Origin of the sequence: Paenibacillus jilunlii, from assembly GCF_900102965.1 — a bacterium.
Lineage (GTDB): Bacteria > Bacillota > Bacilli > Paenibacillales > Paenibacillaceae > Paenibacillus_AQ > Paenibacillus_AQ jilunlii.
Genome location: NZ_FNGM01000002.1, coordinates 374286 through 389730 on the forward strand (window position 1 = coordinate 374286; position 15445 = coordinate 389730).

Below are 15445 nucleotides of genomic sequence, written 5' to 3' on the forward strand. Positions count from 1 at the left end.
GAGTTATAAGAAACATCGAACCCACGGCTTAAATGACCTTGTGCTGAACCCACTTCTCCCCGAGAAAACGCCGGAGGAAGATGAAGCCGCGCACGCCCCACTCACAGTTCATTGCCAGCCATACCCCGATAATGCCCATATTCAGCACGATGCCGAGAATGTAGCCCAGCACAACGCGGAACAGCCACATGGACAGCATGGATACAATCGAGGTGAACTTGGAATCGCCTGCCGCCCGAAGTGCGGAAGGGGTAATGAAGCTGACCGACCACAGCGGGATCTGGGCAATAGAGTTAATGAGAAAAACAATGAAGATATCCCGGACAATCTCCTCCGGCGGATGAAACAGCGATACCAGCGGATGAAATACCGGGAAGATCAGCAGCGCCATAAGTAGAAAGGAGGCGGAAGACAGCCACAGAAAGGATTTGACGAATTTGCGCGCATCCTTCGTATTCCGGCTGCCCATACATTGGCCGACGACCGTAATCAGGGTCAGCGACAACGCATTGGCCGGAATCTGCATTACCCCGGCGAGTGAGGAAGAGATTGCATTCGTGGCAATCGCATAGGTGCCGAGGCTGACAATAAAAATTTGCGTCAGAATCTTGCCGCCGTTGAAGAACATTTGCTCCGCCGCAAACGGCAGGCCGATGAACATGATTCTTTTGATCATGGTCCAGTTGAGGGCCAGCAGGTCCCGGATCTTCACACGCAGGCTGCTGTCGAGCCGGAACAGGTAGATCAGCGAGCAGGCTGCTGCCAGATACCGGGAGGTGTTGATCGCAATGGTCATCCCGAACACCCCCATATGCAGCCCGTTGATGAACACAAAGTTCAACAGCACATACGAAAAGTTCATAATCAGCGAGAGTACAAGCGAGACCCGGGTCCTCCCGATGCCGCGCAGCGCGCCGCATACCGCCTCCATCACAGCGATTCCCAGATAGGACAGGCTGCTCCCGATGAGATACGTGCGGGCGTTCGCCATGACCTCCGGCGAAGCCGCGCCGAACAGCAAATGCAGCAGGGGGGCATGGAACACAATGCCAAACAAGCCGATGGCAAAGGCCATCAGCGATACGGAGGATACTGCTCCTGCAGCGGCTTTGGAAACCATAAGCTCGTTTCCGCTGCCTTTATATTGCGCTACTACAACAGTACCTCCTGTTGACACGGCAATGAACACACTGATCAGAAAAATATTCAGCGAATCTATCATATTCACCGCACTGATCGCTGCCACTCCGGAAGAGCTGATCATTGCTGTGTTCACAACGTTCAGCCCTACCACAAAGGCCTGGTCTACTAATATAGGAAGAAATAACGATATAATTTGACGGTAGTCAATCGATTCTCCGGAAAAATACTTGTCGAGAAGCAGGCGGCCCTGCCTCACATTCACCTTTGGCTCTAGCATAGTTTCACTTCTTTATATTAGAATTTAGGGCCTCGCTATTCTAACATATGAGCTGCATAAGTCAAGGCGAATCTTCCGCAATCAGCAGGCCTCCTCCCGCTCAGCTTCAACGGTGCTGTCTTATTGATCGATAAAAAAAGCTTCTGTGCTGCCCGGATGAGCAGTACAGAAGCTTTTTTGTTATTATGCGGTCAAGAGGACTCGAACCTCCACGATATTGCTACCACTGGCACCTGAAGCCAGCGCGTCTGCCAATTCCGCCATGACCGCAAATTATGAAATGCAACGCAAGAAGTAATATATCATGATTATGATGTAAGCGCAAGAGGTTTTTTAGAATAAGTTTATATGTTTCATGTTCAACTGCTTTAGCATATGCTGCCATTCTGATGCATAGTATAATTAAAAAACTCCTATAGTAGAAGGTGTTGACCTTGTTTGTTCCCTAAAACAAACAAAACTTCTACTAAGGAGTTTTTCTTTGATTCCTAAATGTACGATTTGTAACGAAGTCATTGCTCAGAAATTTTTTAGTCTCCGTCCAGGAAGCATAATAAGTTTATGCAGGCGCGTAGACTTTCCCAGTAATATTGACTGGACCCGTTAGGGTGATATCCCCCTGGAAATCCTCCGGGTTTGAGGCAAACACTTGAAATACATGAAATCCTATTGATACATTCGTAAGAATTGACTGAAACGTTGTGACCACTTCAAGCAGTTCTTCTTCCTCGTTTGAAAAGGACTCTTGCTCAGCACTACCAACAACGATCCCATCCATAAGGACTTGAAGGAAGAGTTTTGGTTGCTCTGGGGGTGTAGCAAAAACGTTCGTCACCTGCCAACCTACTGTAGTAGTGAGTTCTACAAAGTTGGTTGCTCTTGGAACATTAATACCAAATTCTAATATTAACTTTGCTGTTGCATTAATGGGAACAATAACTCCATTGTCCAGGTTTGTCTGGACGCTCCTACCGAATTCAACTAAGGTTTGTGCCATCTTTTCACCTCCACTTATTTATAAATCATCATACGGTTATTTCTTTTTTATGTTTGTGGCAATGCCCTATTAATGAAAAAAATTCTCAAATTTACAATGGAGGAAAAAAATGAGAGTTATTTTTATTACCTCAGGTTTTAGAGCAGTTTACCACTTTTTTGAACAAAGTGTAGTAGAAGCATTCCAGAATGCGGGTCACTATTGTGAATCTTTCACATTAAATAATGGTTTAAATGCTTTAATGCTTATGAAACAGTCTTTGCAGCCAGATCTTATTTTTGCCATGGCCGGTTTGAAAATCTCCAAACCCATACTGGAATTCTTAAAAGAATCAAAAGTAAAGTCAGCTATTTGGATGACTGAAGATCCTTATTATATGGATTGGACCCTTCCGCTTATCACTTATTTCGACTATATCTTTACCATCGATCAAGCTGCAGTAGAACAATACAAAAGACTTGGCCATCCATATGTCTACCACCTTCCGCTAGGAACAGATCCGGAAGTGTTTCATTCCACATTAGCCTCTAAAGAGTTTACAAGTGATATTTGTTTAGTAGGAGTACCCTATAGTAATCGGATTGAGCTTATTGAACTCTTGTTAAAGAGAACAGACTATCCAATTCAAATCGTTGGGAGAGGGTGGAGCAAGCATAATTATGAATGGATAAAAAATGCAAATCGGGATTTAGATTTAGTGAATGCCTGGGTAAAGCCCGAAACAGTTGTGAAATATTATAATGGTTCCAAAATTATTTTAAATATCCACCGCCCTTCCAATGAGAAATACAATAAAAACAGCATGGGTATTATCGCTAAAAGTATCAACAACCGTACCTTTGATGCTGCCAGTTGTGAAGCATTTCAACTTATTGATGCTAAGGACGATCTTGCAAATCATTTTGAGGAAGGGAAGGAAATTGTTTCTTTTGAAGATAAGCATGATTTACTTGAGAAGATTCATTATTATATTGCCCATGACGAAGAACGCAAACAAATTGCCCAAAATGCAAGAAAACGCGTGTTGACTTCACACACCTTTCAACATCGGATCGATCATTTGTTAATGAAGATTCAATCAGAATTATGAGCCCCCCTACGCCTCATCAAGATTTCTATCCGAAAAAAAAACCACCCCCAAAACTGTATTCACTTTCTTCCGCTTTCCTTGCGAGGGTTTACCGCCCTCTTATTTGATTTGTAATCATACCTCTTTACCCTATTATTAATAGTTTGGAAAATTTAGCCTTATATCCTATTACGTTTCAATTATCAAAACATAGTATAGAAAGTAAACAGCAAGGGAGGTCTTATTTTTGGCAAAGGTATCCATAATAATGACTAGCTACAACAAGCCTGGATATATCACAAAGTCCATTCAATCTATCGTAGATCAGACTTTTACAGACTTTGAACTCTTCCTGATGGATGATAACTCGAATTCAGAAACAATTAAAGCAATCGAACCTTTTTTAAAAGATAAAAGAATCAAATTTTATCAAAGCGATATTCAGACAATAAACCAAAGAGTGGAGAAGGTAAGATACGCCGCTCTAATAAATGAAGCTTTGCACAAAGTGTCGGGTGAGTATATTTCATATGCAACTGATGATAACTGTTATAGGAAAAATAGACTGAAAAAAATGGTGGATTATTTAGAGAGCGATCAGAGTGTCATGATTGTCTACTCTGCCTCATTAGTCAATTACTTCAATGAGAGGAATGAGATAACGAAACAACAATTAAGACCTGCAAAAAGAATTGTCCCGGTAGCCCCCTGCCAGATAGATCATTGCTCAGTCATGCATAGAAGCTCCATCCTCCCTGTCATAAAAGAAAAATTTGGCTCCTATTGGGACGAGAACCCGGAATTTTATAGAATTGGCGATGCCAGGTTTTTTTGGCGGCTAAATCAATTTTGGGATTTCTATCCGATGGAAGATATTTTGGATGATAACTATATAACAGAATTATCCATTCATTATCAGCTGCAGCAACAAGAAAAGAGTGAATTTGTACAAATGTTGCCGCCTCAAAGAACATGTAAGGAGCTTAGAGAAGAACTAAGATCAATGAAACAGCAAAAAACCATAAAATAAGGAGGGATAAAACGGAGTGTCTATCTATCTTTCAAATTACTGGTCTCTTTATAGTGAATTCATCAATGTTCTGAAGGATTTAAAATATAGGGACATCCCCATTGCCCTCATGACGAATTTCTATCAACAAATTAATGATGAACTAAGAAGTGATATGGGGCGAACAGATTTTGAGATGAAACTGAACGATTCAAGTATTAAGAACCAAAACGAGATTCAACCTTTTTTCGAGAAAATAGCAGCACCCTTAAGGCAGCCCTTTAAGAATAATTTAGATGGAAAGATATTGATTAATCTAGACTATACAAGAATTCCAGTGAAAACACTAAGTGATCATTTTAGTAGAGATCATACGCTAATGTTGTCGCGTTCCAGAGCCTCTGAATATTTTGGGATTCCAAATGTATGTATTGGAAGCTTTAAGAGTGATACCGGACAGGCGTCCGAAGCGTTAATCACACAGGCAACTTCAATTTTAGCGGAATACAAAGGACATCCTGCTTTTAGTAATCCCTTTTTTAGCCAAACCTTCATTAAGCGAATTCCCGGTATTGTCGATGCAATAGAAACTGTTCATAACCTGTACGAGCAAGTTCCGGTAGGTGCTGTAGTGATAGGCACGACAGAAGATGTTGTCAGCCGGTCTCTTGCGGTCGTTGGAGGGATGAAAGGAATTCCCAGCATTTGTTTGCAGCATGGGATTTTAATGGGGGAAGAAGCGTTTATTCCTGTTTTTTCAAGCCACATAGGGATATATGGAGAATACGAGAAAAGATGGTATATAACAAGGGGTCTTGAGAAAAAACGAATCGCAGTGATCGGTCACCCCCGATATGATGAAATCTTCACTTCTGCACGGCTGCCAAATGATACGTTTTTTGAAGCGTACAATCTTGACCCCAATAAAATTACGTTATTGGTTGCTACCGGACCGGGATTAGATGCAGATAAGATACGAACGCTAATCACGGAGTTGGCTAAGAATCAGAAATTTCAATGCATCATAAAACCTCATCCTTGGGAGCTGTCAAAAAAGCTGATTTCACTCTATACGGACTTGGAAAGAGAGTATAAATCTGTCCATGTTAGCAAAGATAAAAAAGCAGATACACGTGATCTGATAATGAATTCAGATGGTGTCGTCGCTTCACTGTCTACCGTTGCATTGGAATCTTTTTTATTTAATAAACCCGTTTTTGTCTTCCATTTCATTCAGGCAAACCGTGAATACGATTATTATAATTCCCTTGAGAATTATATTCAGAACGAACCGACAGAATTAATAAAAACGGTCTCTTCATATTTTACAAATGAAAAAGAGAAATTAAATTTTGAAGATGTAAAAAATAACTTTTTACTAAAATCCTATACAACAAAACATTCGGGCAAAGAGCTTTCAGATTTGATTAACCAATTGATCAATGAAAGACCTGAATAAATGAAGAAGGGAGGAGGGCTGGTATGTTTTTTAAGAATAAAAAAATCCTGGTTATTGGTGGTACAGGCACAATCGGGAAAAATATTGTGAAACATATTCTACAAGAGGATCCTGAAGCTATCAGAATTTTTAGTAGAGATGAGTATAAACAATTCGAGCTGCAAAATGAAGTGAATGGAAGTTCAAAGTTAAGATTCTTGATAGGAGATATTCGTGATTATGATCGTGTGTTATGTGCGATGGAGGATATTGATTACGTGTTTCATACAGCAGCAATGAAGCATGTTTCATTTTGTGAATATAACCCTTTTGAAGCTGTACTTACGAATATTATCGGCACGTATAACGTGATTAAAGCAGCGAAACAACAAAACGTAAAAAAAGTAGTGTTTACAAGTACAGATAAAGCCATTTCTCCGACCAACAACTATGGAGCAACAAAACTATCCGCTGAGAAACTTATTTCCTCTGCAGAATATTCGAAAGGCTCAGGAAAAACCGTATTCTCTACTGTGCGGTTCGGTAATGTAATGGGCTCCAGAGGTTCGGTCATCCCGTTATTTGTTAAGCAAGTCAGAGAAGGCAAGGCTATAACGGTAACAGATTTATCGATTACAAGATTTATGATGACGTTAGAGCAGGCCACCAAACTTACAATCCAATCCCTGCAAATATCTAAGGGCGGAGAAACGTTTATTTTGAAAATGCCTGTGATTAAACTACAGGACTTAGCAGAGATTGTTGTGGAAGAAACGCCGAAGAAATACGGGATTGGCCCGTCCACGGCTGGTATCGTTGAAATTGGCTTAAAGCCTGGTGAAAAAAGATATGAAGAACTGATGACGTACGACGAATCATTAAGTGCTTATGAATTACCCCATTTATATATTGTTCCTTCTCCGTTTGCCCCTAAAAAAACTTACAAGGAGGCAAGCAAACCGAAACCCGGTACCTATAGCTCGGAAGGAGCGGTCCCGCTGACTAAGGAACAAGTGCGGAAGTTAACGGTTGAACAAAATCTAATCTAGTGGAGGTTAATATGAACATATTAGTCACCGGTGGCACCGGTTTTATTGGCAGATGGGTCGTTGGACGTTTGTTAAGGGATGGACACAAGGTATGGGTAATAGATAACTTAGCAAATTCCTCAATTGAGAATGTGAACGAGTTTCTTGACAATAAAAACCTGCAAATGGTTAAAATTATGGATCTTAAAGACCGGGAATCCTTACATGAGCTTTTTCGGGAGACCACATTTGAGCTTTGTTACCATCTTGCAGCAAGCATCAATGTACAAGACAGCATCGATGATCCTGAAACTACTTTTAACAACGACACTGTTGCTACCTTTTATCTACTGGAAGAGTGCAGACAGCAGCAAGTAAAAATTGTTTTTATGAGTACATGTATGGTTTACGCCAAAGCAAGTGATGAACATGGAATTGACGAGCAATCGCCGATCAAACCAGCTTCTCCATATGCCGGAGCAAAAATTGCTGCTGAAAATATGGTATTATCCTATTTCTTCGCATACGGTTTACCCGCGGTTGTCGTAAGACCCTTTAATACGTATGGCCCCTTTCAGAGAACCGGCGGTGAAGGCGGAGTTGTGGCCATCTTTATTCACAATAAGTTAAAAGGCGTACCACTGAATATCTATGGAGAGGGTACACAATCACGAGATTTATTATATGTGGCAGATTGTGCTGATTTTGTGGTTGAAGCTGGTTACAGCGATCAGTTAAATGGAGAAATTGTTAATGCAGGTACAGGGAAAGATATTTCAATCAATCAGTTAGCAGAGCTTATTTCAAAAGAGCAAGTGCCTATTCATCATATTCCCCATATTCATCCTCAGAGTGAGATCCAAAAGCTGTTATGCAATTTTCAAAAAGCTGAAAAAACGCTGTCCTGGACACCAAAGGTAACGATTGAAGAGGGGATACAACAGACGGAACAATGGATACAATCAACCTTTCATAGAAAGGAGCCCTTCAAATCATGAGCAAAAGTAAATTAGCAATCCATGGCGGATCTCCCGTACGTGCTCACTATCTGCCTTATGGAAAACAAGTCATCGATGAGATGGATATCCAATCGGTTATTGAGGTGCTGCAGAGTGATTTCATAACAAGTGGTCCTGCCATTGAGCAATTTGAATCTGAGATGGCAAAGTTCACTGGAGCGAAGTATGCTGTGACATTTTCAAGCGGAACAGCAGCGTTACATGGTGCCTGCCATGCTGCCGGGATTGGCGAGGGTGATGAGGTCATTACAACACCAATGACCTTTGCCGCTTCAGCTAACTGTGTGTTATACCAAGGAGGAAAACCGGTATTCGTTGATATCGATCCGCTAACCTATAACCTTGACCCCAAATTGGTAAAGGAAAACATTACAGAAAAAACAAAAGCAATCATTCCGGTTCATTTTACAGGCCAGCCCGCCCAGCTTGATGAAATCACAACCATCGCCCGGGAAAACAACTTAGTTGTGATCGAAGATGCTGCACATGCGCTGGGTGCAAAATATAAGAATAAAAGTATTGGTTCAATTAGTGATATGACGATGTTTAGCTTCCATCCAGTGAAGCATATAACAACTGGAGAGGGTGGAATGATTACAACGAATAAAGAAGAATTGTATAAGAAATTACTGCAATTTCGGACACATGGAATTACAAGGGAGCAACAACTATTAAGGGAAAACCATGGACCCTGGTATTATGAAATGCAATTTCTCGGGTTCAACTACAGGATAACGGATATTCAGGCATCACTAGGCATATCACAGTTGAAAAAAATCGAGCGTTTTATAGAGAAGCGCAAGCAACTTGCAGGATTCTATACCAAGGAACTGAGCTCAATAGAAGAAATCATTCTCCCGCATCAGCTTTCCGATGTTGATTCGAGCTGGCATCTCTATATTCTAAGACTTCAACTCTCAAAACTGACTGCCGGCAGGAAAGAGATATTTCAAGCACTGCAAAAAGAAAATATCGGTGTAAATGTCCATTATATCCCCGTTTATCTTCACCCCTATTACAAAAGCTTAGGCTTTCATAAGGGAATTTGTCCGGTCGCTGAAAGCTGTTACGAAGAATTTATTTCTCTCCCATTATTTGCGGGAATGGATCATCGCGATGCGCTGGACGTTGTTGAGGCTGTGAAGAAGGTGATAACCCACTATTCCAATAAATAAAGAAGGGAGTGATCAAGGTGGCAAAGGTGAAAGTCATTGCTGAGATAGCTAATGCCCACTTAGGTGACCCTGCCAGGCTGGCAGAATTGATCATTGCTGCCGCAGATAGTGGCGCAGATGGTGTGAAATTTCAATGGTTTAAATACGACAGTATAGCTACACCGGACTTTATTCACTATCAAACTTATATTGATTTGTCCATCGACAACAAAATATGGGCCGATTCCTTAACACTCGCGAAAGGTTTGGGATTAGAAGTTTGGGTAGACATATACGATGAATGGGGAATTGAGCTATTAGCTGAGCTTGAAAGTTTAGTGGATGGTTTGAAATTAGCAACAACAGTAATACAGTCCGATACGTTAATTCAAGCTTTAAAGAAGTTTGAAAAACCATTATTAATTGGTGTGGGAGGCTGGTATGAAGAAGAAATTGATAAACAGCTATCCTACATTAAAAATAACTTTAAGGGTCCAATCATTTTAATGCATGGTTTTCAAGGATACCCTACGCGAACAGAAGATTCAAATCTAAGTCGTCTCGCTTACTATAAACAAAGATATCAATTGGAGGTTGGATTTGCTGATCACGAAGATGCCGGCAATGAAATGGCAATAGACCTGCCTGTCTATGCCCACTTATTGGGGGCAGGAATCATTGAGAAGCATATTACCATTGACCGTTCGAGTAAAGGGATTGATTATTATTCAGCACTGGAACCGGACGAATTTAAAGTAATGGTCGAAAAGCTGCGCAGAGCAGAGGTTGTACTCGGTAGCTTGGACATAAAAGAATCAGAAAGAAAGTATCTTGAGGATTCATCTTTAAAAATAGTTTCCAGAAAAGATATTAGTCCAGGTGAGATTATTACAGATAAAAAAATAAGATATAAACGGTCTTCCGTACCCCATGCATTTATGGCACAAAACGCTTCAGAACAATTTCCGCTGATCTCAAAATCAGTCATTCCCGCCGATACCCCAATCACCCCGGACATGGTTAATAAACCCAGGGTTTGCATTGTGGTCATTTGCAGATTGAAATCAACAAGACTTCGGCGAAAGGCTCTGCTTCCTCTAAACGGTATCCCTTCGATTGAAAGATGTCTAATGAATTGTTTGGCAGTCCCTAATTGTGATCAAGTAGTCCTGGCAACCTCTGATCTTCCAGAGGATCAGCCCCTTACGAATTTCACTTTGGATCATAAGGTGCGAATTGTAACTGGAGATCCAACAAATGTTCCCAAAAGAATACTCCAATCTGCTGAAGCAACCAATGCAGATATTGTTGTTCGTGTCACAGGTGACGATCCTTTTATATCACCCGAAATGCTCACTTATTTAATAGATCAACATATAAATAGTGGGGCCGATTTTACCCATGCAAAGGAATCTACAATGGGGACTGTTGGTGATGTGATTACAGTTGAAGCGCTTAGAAGATTATTGCAATTATTACAACATTCAGAGGATCTCACTTATACAGAATATCTGTCTTTTTATTTTATGAATAATCCAACACTGTTCAATGTAAACTCTATCGATATTCCTGATCAATGGATTTTTCCGGATTGGAGATTAACCCTGGATGAAGCTAAGGATTTGGAGTTATTTGAGAAAATATTTAAAGATTTAGATGTTGGAAAACGGCCGCTTTACTTTGAAGAATTAAAGTCCTTTTTATTGAATAACCCGAAGCTGATGGATATTAATAGTGGAATCAAAGTGAAATGGTTGGAGGATACGTCACTAATTAACGAGTTGAATAAAGCGACAAAGTTTATTTGAACATGAAAGTGTGAGGTTGCCGGATGAGAAACGGTTCTAAACTTATGCTGGGCACGGCTCAATTAGGCACAAAATATGGGATTGCTAATGTGGCAGGTATGCCGTCCAGGCAGAAAAGCTGCGAATTAATTAAATATGCCGTTACCGCAGGTATTGGTTATTTGGATACAGCGCCGGGATATGGTGAAAGCGAGAAAATGATTGGGGAATGCTTGAAACATTTAAATGTGGATAACAAGCCGGTTATTGTGACGAAGCTCCCCTCTGTACAAACATCAGGTTTCAAAACTGAAGAAGAACGAAACAACTTTGTGTATTCTTCCATTTTTTCTTCGCTGGACAATTTAAAGCTTTCTGCTTTAGATCGATGTCTTTTGCATGATCCTATGGATATGAACTACCAAAATGGCGAGATAATTAACATTCTTCGTGATCTGAAGCAAAGACGGATTATCCATAAAATTGGTGTTTCCGTATATAATCCACAAGATATTGAGATGTATTTAAACTTAGGCTGTTTTGACAGTATTCAGGTGCCCATTAATTTATTTGACCAAAGATTGATACGAAATGGAATGCTTGAACAACTCTCAGAAAAAGGAATAGAAATATTTGTACGGAGTATCTATCTTCAAGGATTATTATTAATGGCTCCGGAGCATCTTCCCGATCAGCTGAAACAAGCCAAAAAACCATTGGAACGATTAGCAAAATATAGCGAAGAAACAGGGATATCCATAAAGGAGCTTTCCTTTCTGTTTGTAAGAGATCTTCCGGGGGTATCAAAAATCATCATTGGGTGTGAGACGATAGATCAATTAAAGGATAATCTCAAGATGATGGAATTACCCCCTTTAAAAAAAGAGATGATTAAAGAGATCAATCAATTATTTTTAGATATTCCCATCAAGATTATTGATCCTAGGATGTGGAAATAAAATGGAATCTACTATGAATAGAATTTTTAATTTAGAAGGTACAACAGCAGTAGTGACAGGCGGTGCGGGTTATTTAGGAGAAGCGATCTCAGAAGGTCTTGCTGAGGCTGGTGCTAATGTTTACATTGTAAGTCCGAATGAAATGAAATGTATCGGTTTAGCGGAAAAGATTGCAAAAAACACTGCAGCTAAATGCTTCGGTAAATATATCGATATCCGAAAAGAAGCATCCATCCAAAAGTGTTTTCAAGAAATATTTGAAGCTGCCGGGAGTATTGATATTTTAGTGAATAATGCTGCATTTAGCTCACCGGGAAAATTAGTCACCATGAGTGAAGAGGATTGGTTAAAGGGCATGGATGGAACGATTAATGGAACTTTTAGATGTACAAAAGCTGTATTGCCCTACATGATGGATCAAAAAAAGGGTTCGATCATTAATATGTCTTCTATGTATGGTGTAGTCTCTCCAAACCCTGAGGTCTATGGCGACAGCGGAATGGATAACCCCGCTAATTACGGAGCAGGCAAAGCAGCAATTAATCAATTTACCCGTTATATCGCTTGCCACTACGGTAAACATGGGATTCGGGCAAATACTGTATCACCTGGCCCCTTTCCAAATCAATCAGTTCAAGCGAATACAAATTTTATTAAACACCTTGAAGAGAAAAACCCTTTAGGCAGGATCGGTAAACCTGAAGACCTGAAAGGAATTATGGTTTTTCTTGCATCCGCGGCTTCTGCTTATATCACAGGTGAGAATATTTCTGTCGATGGCGGCTGGACAGCATGGTAATAGGAGAAGTTGTGATATGAACATAATCTTTCGAGTGGATTCTTCTTATGAAATGGGTACGGGTCACGTCATGCGTTGTCTAACACTTGCCGATGAACTTACAAAAGAAAGAGCGAAAGTCTCGTTCATTTGCCGTGATTTGCCTGGAAATCTGACAAACTATATTACGGACAGAGGTTATCCTGTATTTTTGCTGCCTTTCCACATCAAAGGGGATTCATCTTGGTTACAAGTGGACTTACAAACAGATGCGATAGAAACCGCACAAATCCTTATGGAATCCTCGCCTGTTGATTGCTTGATCATTGACCATTATGGAATCGATCAAAGATGGGAGAAATGTATTGAAAAGAATGTGACGAAGATTGTGGTGATTGATGACTTAGCCGACCGGCCGCATCAATGCAGCATTTTACTAGATCAAAATTGTTCGTATGCTGAGGACCGTTACCAGGATTTAGTCCCAAAAGGTTGCGTGAAATTAATAGGGACCAGTTATGCAATACTTCGGCCTGAATTTCGGACAGTTAAGAAGCAGTTAGCTGATCGTGATGGAAGGATAAATAGAATTCTTGTGTTTTTTGGCGGCACAGACCCTACCAATGAAACCTTAAAAACATTACAAGCATTAAGTGATTTCCATTTCTCCAGTTTACACATCGATGTCGTAGTAGGTGAAATGAATAAAAACAAGGATGTCATTCAACAAATATGCAATCATATGCCAAATGTATTTTTTCATTGTCAGATTGATTATATGGCCGAATTAATGAGGAAGGCCGACTTTTCAATCGGAGCAGGCGGAAGTTCCACATGGGAGCGGTGTTATTTAGGATTGCCTTCACTTTCCATTGTAACTGCAGATAACCAAAGGGAAATAACCAAGCTGGTGCATGATCAAGGGGCTGCTTGCTGCTTAGGGGTTAGTGCTGATGTAACAACGAAAAGGATTGAAGACGGAATAAACACCATGCTTGCCAACCCGTCACTCGTGAAAGAGATGTCCGAAAATGCCCTTCAGCTTATGGGAGAGGATAAATTTAATGACGTTATAGAAAAGATTATGGGAGGGGACAATGGCAGACATTAACGATTATAAACTGGAGATTTTAGGACAAAAAGATCTAAAACTTGTATGGGAATGGCGTAATGCAGATCATATCCGTTCCTTTATGATGAATGATGATTTCATCCGGCTGGAAGATCATTACCGATGGTTTGAGTCTGTGGAAGACGATGCAAGTAAACTGGTAAAACTGTGTTTGTATAAAGAAAACCCGATTGGTTTAGTTAACTTTTCACAAATCGATCCCAAGAACAAAACCTGTGAATGGGGGTTTTATATTGGGGATAAGACCTGCCCCCGCTGGTCCGGGAAGGTCATGGGGATCTTAGCTTTGGATTTGATTTTTAAAGAAAGACATATGAGGAAATGTTGTGCCCAAATACTAGACTTTAATAGCAAGAGCTTATCCTATCACACAAAGTTAGGTTTTACTGAAGAAGGCCGGCTAGTAAAGCAAATTCTAAAAAAAAATAAATATGCCGATGTGGTGTTCATGGGTATATTTCAGGAACAATGGATGAAGCAAAGTGAATTTTTAAAAGAGGAGGTTGTGAAAGCAAATGAAGGAAATAACAATCGGTAACAGACGTATAGGCAACGGCAATCCTCCCTTTATCATAGCGGAAATGTCAGGAAATCATAACCAGTCCCTCGACCGGGCGCTGGGTATTGTTAAGGCAGCGGCAAAAGCAGGCGCACATGCGTTCAAAATTCAAACGTATACTCCCGAGACGATGACCCTTAATATTCAAGACGGGGATTTTATGATTGAATCCAATGGACTGTGGAAAGGGAAGTCTCTATTTGAACTCTATAAAGAGGCGTATACCCCTTGGGAATGGCATCAGCCGATTTTTGATAGCTGCAAGGAATTAGGGATGATTCCTTTTAGTACACCATTTGATGAAACCTCGCTTGAATTTTTAGAAACCCTGGATGTTGCTTGCTACAAGATTGCCTCCTTCGAAAATAATGACATCCCTTTATTAAGAAAAGTCGCAGCTAAGGGAAAGCCGATGATTATTTCAACAGGGATGGCCTCCCTGGGGGAAATTGAAAATGTAGTAAAAACCATTAAGGATGCAGGCTGCGATGATTTCATTTTATTAAAATGCACAAGCAGTTATCCAGCTTCACCGGAAAACTCGAATCTTCATACGATTCCCTATTTAAGAGATGTATTTCATTGTCAGGTTGGTCTATCAGACCATACATTGGGAGTTGGGGCAGCTGTTGCAAGTGTAGCACTTGGCAGCACAGTCATTGAGAAGCATTTTACACTTAACCGTGATGAAGGTGGGGTTGATTCTGCTTTTTCCCTGGAGCCTGAAGAATTTGCCACACTGGTGAAAGAGACCGATACCGCTTGGAAGTCATTGGGCGGAGTTGCAATCGGCCCCACAAAGGAGGAAGAACATTCACTTCAATTCAGACGCTCGATTTATATTTCTAAGGATATAAAGGCTGGCGAAGTGTTGACGATGGATAATATAAGCGTGATTCGTCCAGGATTTGGTTTGGATCCAAAATACTACGATCTGCTCTTGGGAAAGCAAATTAAAAGAGATCTAAAAATCGGAACTCCATTAAGCTGGGAGCAGTTATTGTAATAATGTTAGTTTTGGAACATTAGCCGAAAATGTGGGAGTAATTAAAGAGAAGCGCAAGGGCGCTTCTCTTTGTTCAAGCAATACTTCTGA

The 15445-nt window shown here is 40.6% G+C and carries 14 protein-coding genes and 1 tRNA gene; 12 read left to right on the top strand and 3 right to left on the bottom strand.

Features of this window, described 5'->3' with window-relative positions:
* Window positions 1-28 precede the first annotated feature (28 nt).
* The 3 genes from BLQ82_RS06425 to BLQ82_RS06435 form a co-directional block, all read right to left on the bottom strand.
* Window positions 29-1420 carry an MATE family efflux transporter gene (locus BLQ82_RS06425; RefSeq protein WP_062523568.1) on the bottom strand — a complete coding sequence of 464 codons (1392 nt, stop codon included), beginning with the start codon at window positions 1418-1420 and terminating at the stop codon, window positions 29-31.
* A 186-nt stretch (window positions 1421-1606) separates the two neighbouring features.
* Window positions 1607-1690: transfer RNA gene (locus BLQ82_RS06430), tRNA-Leu, on the bottom strand.
* Window positions 1691-1979: 289 nt separating this feature from the next.
* Window positions 1980-2417, bottom strand: a complete 438-nt coding sequence (locus BLQ82_RS06435) for a hypothetical protein (protein ID WP_062523569.1) — start codon at window positions 2415-2417, stop codon at window positions 1980-1982.
* 109 nt (window positions 2418-2526) lie between these two features.
* Between BLQ82_RS06435 and BLQ82_RS06440 the strand changes: the two genes are divergently transcribed.
* The 12 genes from BLQ82_RS06440 (at window position 2527) to pseI (ending at window position 15355) form a co-directional block, all read left to right on the top strand.
* Complete coding sequence (locus BLQ82_RS06440) at window positions 2527-3507, top strand: CgeB family protein (RefSeq protein ID WP_062523570.1); 981 nt, start codon at window positions 2527-2529, stop codon at window positions 3505-3507.
* 226 nt (window positions 3508-3733) lie between these two features.
* Window positions 3734-4516 carry a glycosyltransferase family 2 protein gene (locus BLQ82_RS06445; RefSeq protein WP_062523571.1) on the top strand — a complete coding sequence of 261 codons (783 nt, stop codon included), beginning with the start codon at window positions 3734-3736 and terminating at the stop codon, window positions 4514-4516.
* Between the two features lie 16 nt (window positions 4517-4532).
* Entirely contained in the window at window positions 4533-5954 is a 1422-nt protein-coding gene (locus BLQ82_RS06450; RefSeq protein WP_062523572.1) for a glycosyltransferase family protein, read from the top strand.
* Between the two features lie 23 nt (window positions 5955-5977).
* Window positions 5978-6982 (top strand): SDR family NAD(P)-dependent oxidoreductase, encoded by a 1005-nt coding sequence (locus BLQ82_RS06455; RefSeq protein ID WP_062523573.1) that lies wholly within the window; start codon window positions 5978-5980, stop codon window positions 6980-6982.
* Between the two features lie 11 nt (window positions 6983-6993).
* Entirely contained in the window at window positions 6994-7959 is a 966-nt protein-coding gene (locus BLQ82_RS06460; RefSeq protein ID WP_062523574.1) for an NAD-dependent epimerase/dehydratase family protein, read from the top strand.
* Complete coding sequence (gene pseC, locus BLQ82_RS06465) at window positions 7956-9155, top strand: UDP-4-amino-4,6-dideoxy-N-acetyl-beta-L-altrosamine transaminase (protein ID WP_062523575.1); 1200 nt, start codon at window positions 7956-7958, stop codon at window positions 9153-9155. The genes BLQ82_RS06460 and pseC overlap by 4 nt, the downstream gene beginning before the upstream one ends.
* Before the next feature lie 17 nt (window positions 9156-9172).
* Entirely contained in the window at window positions 9173-10942 is a 1770-nt protein-coding gene (locus tag BLQ82_RS06470) for an N-acetylneuraminate synthase family protein (protein WP_062523576.1), read from the top strand.
* A gap of 23 nt (window positions 10943-10965) precedes the next feature.
* Window positions 10966-11880 (top strand): aldo/keto reductase, encoded by a 915-nt coding sequence (locus tag BLQ82_RS06475; protein WP_062523577.1) that lies wholly within the window; start codon window positions 10966-10968, stop codon window positions 11878-11880.
* Between the two features lies 1 nt (window position 11881).
* Window positions 11882-12679 (top strand): SDR family NAD(P)-dependent oxidoreductase, encoded by a 798-nt coding sequence (locus BLQ82_RS06480; RefSeq protein ID WP_062523578.1) that lies wholly within the window; start codon window positions 11882-11884, stop codon window positions 12677-12679.
* A 16-nt stretch (window positions 12680-12695) separates the two neighbouring features.
* Window positions 12696-13769 carry a UDP-2,4-diacetamido-2,4,6-trideoxy-beta-L-altropyranose hydrolase gene (gene pseG / locus BLQ82_RS06485; protein ID WP_062523579.1) on the top strand — a complete coding sequence of 358 codons (1074 nt, stop codon included), beginning with the start codon at window positions 12696-12698 and terminating at the stop codon, window positions 13767-13769.
* The gene (gene pseH / locus BLQ82_RS06490) at window positions 13756-14328 is read left to right on the top strand and encodes a UDP-4-amino-4,6-dideoxy-N-acetyl-beta-L-altrosamine N-acetyltransferase (RefSeq protein ID WP_062523580.1); all 573 of its coding nucleotides are present in this window, start codon (window positions 13756-13758) and stop codon (window positions 14326-14328) included. Before pseG ends, pseH begins: the two co-directional genes overlap by 14 nt.
* The gene (gene pseI, locus BLQ82_RS06495) at window positions 14306-15355 is read left to right on the top strand and encodes a pseudaminic acid synthase (RefSeq protein WP_062523581.1); all 1050 of its coding nucleotides are present in this window, start codon (window positions 14306-14308) and stop codon (window positions 15353-15355) included. Before pseH ends, pseI begins: the two co-directional genes overlap by 23 nt.
* Window positions 15356-15445 lie beyond the last annotated feature (90 nt).

What these genes read in the sequence shown, in the direction of transcription:
- BLQ82_RS06475 (WP_062523577.1), top strand. Translation starts at nt 10,966, where the DNA reads ATGAGAAACGGTTCTAAACTTATGCTGGGCACGGCTCAATTAGGCACA.
- pseG (WP_062523579.1), top strand. Translation starts at nt 12,696, where the DNA reads ATGAACATAATCTTTCGAGTGGATTCTTCTTATGAAATGGGTACGGGT.
- BLQ82_RS06440 (WP_062523570.1), top strand. Translation starts at nt 2,527, where the DNA reads ATGAGAGTTATTTTTATTACCTCAGGTTTTAGAGCAGTTTACCACTTT.
- pseI (WP_062523581.1), top strand. Translation starts at nt 14,306, where the DNA reads ATGAAGGAAATAACAATCGGTAACAGACGTATAGGCAACGGCAATCCT.
- BLQ82_RS06425 (WP_062523568.1), bottom strand. Translation starts at nt 1,420, where the DNA reads ATGCTAGAGCCAAAGGTGAATGTGAGGCAGGGCCGCCTGCTTCTCGAC.
- BLQ82_RS06460 (WP_062523574.1), top strand. Translation starts at nt 6,994, where the DNA reads ATGAACATATTAGTCACCGGTGGCACCGGTTTTATTGGCAGATGGGTC.
- BLQ82_RS06435 (WP_062523569.1), bottom strand. Translation starts at nt 2,417, where the DNA reads ATGGCACAAACCTTAGTTGAATTCGGTAGGAGCGTCCAGACAAACCTG.
- pseH (WP_062523580.1), top strand. Translation starts at nt 13,756, where the DNA reads ATGGCAGACATTAACGATTATAAACTGGAGATTTTAGGACAAAAAGAT.
- BLQ82_RS06480 (WP_062523578.1), top strand. Translation starts at nt 11,882, where the DNA reads ATGGAATCTACTATGAATAGAATTTTTAATTTAGAAGGTACAACAGCA.
- pseC (WP_062523575.1), top strand. Translation starts at nt 7,956, where the DNA reads ATGAGCAAAAGTAAATTAGCAATCCATGGCGGATCTCCCGTACGTGCT.
- BLQ82_RS06455 (WP_062523573.1), top strand. Translation starts at nt 5,978, where the DNA reads ATGTTTTTTAAGAATAAAAAAATCCTGGTTATTGGTGGTACAGGCACA.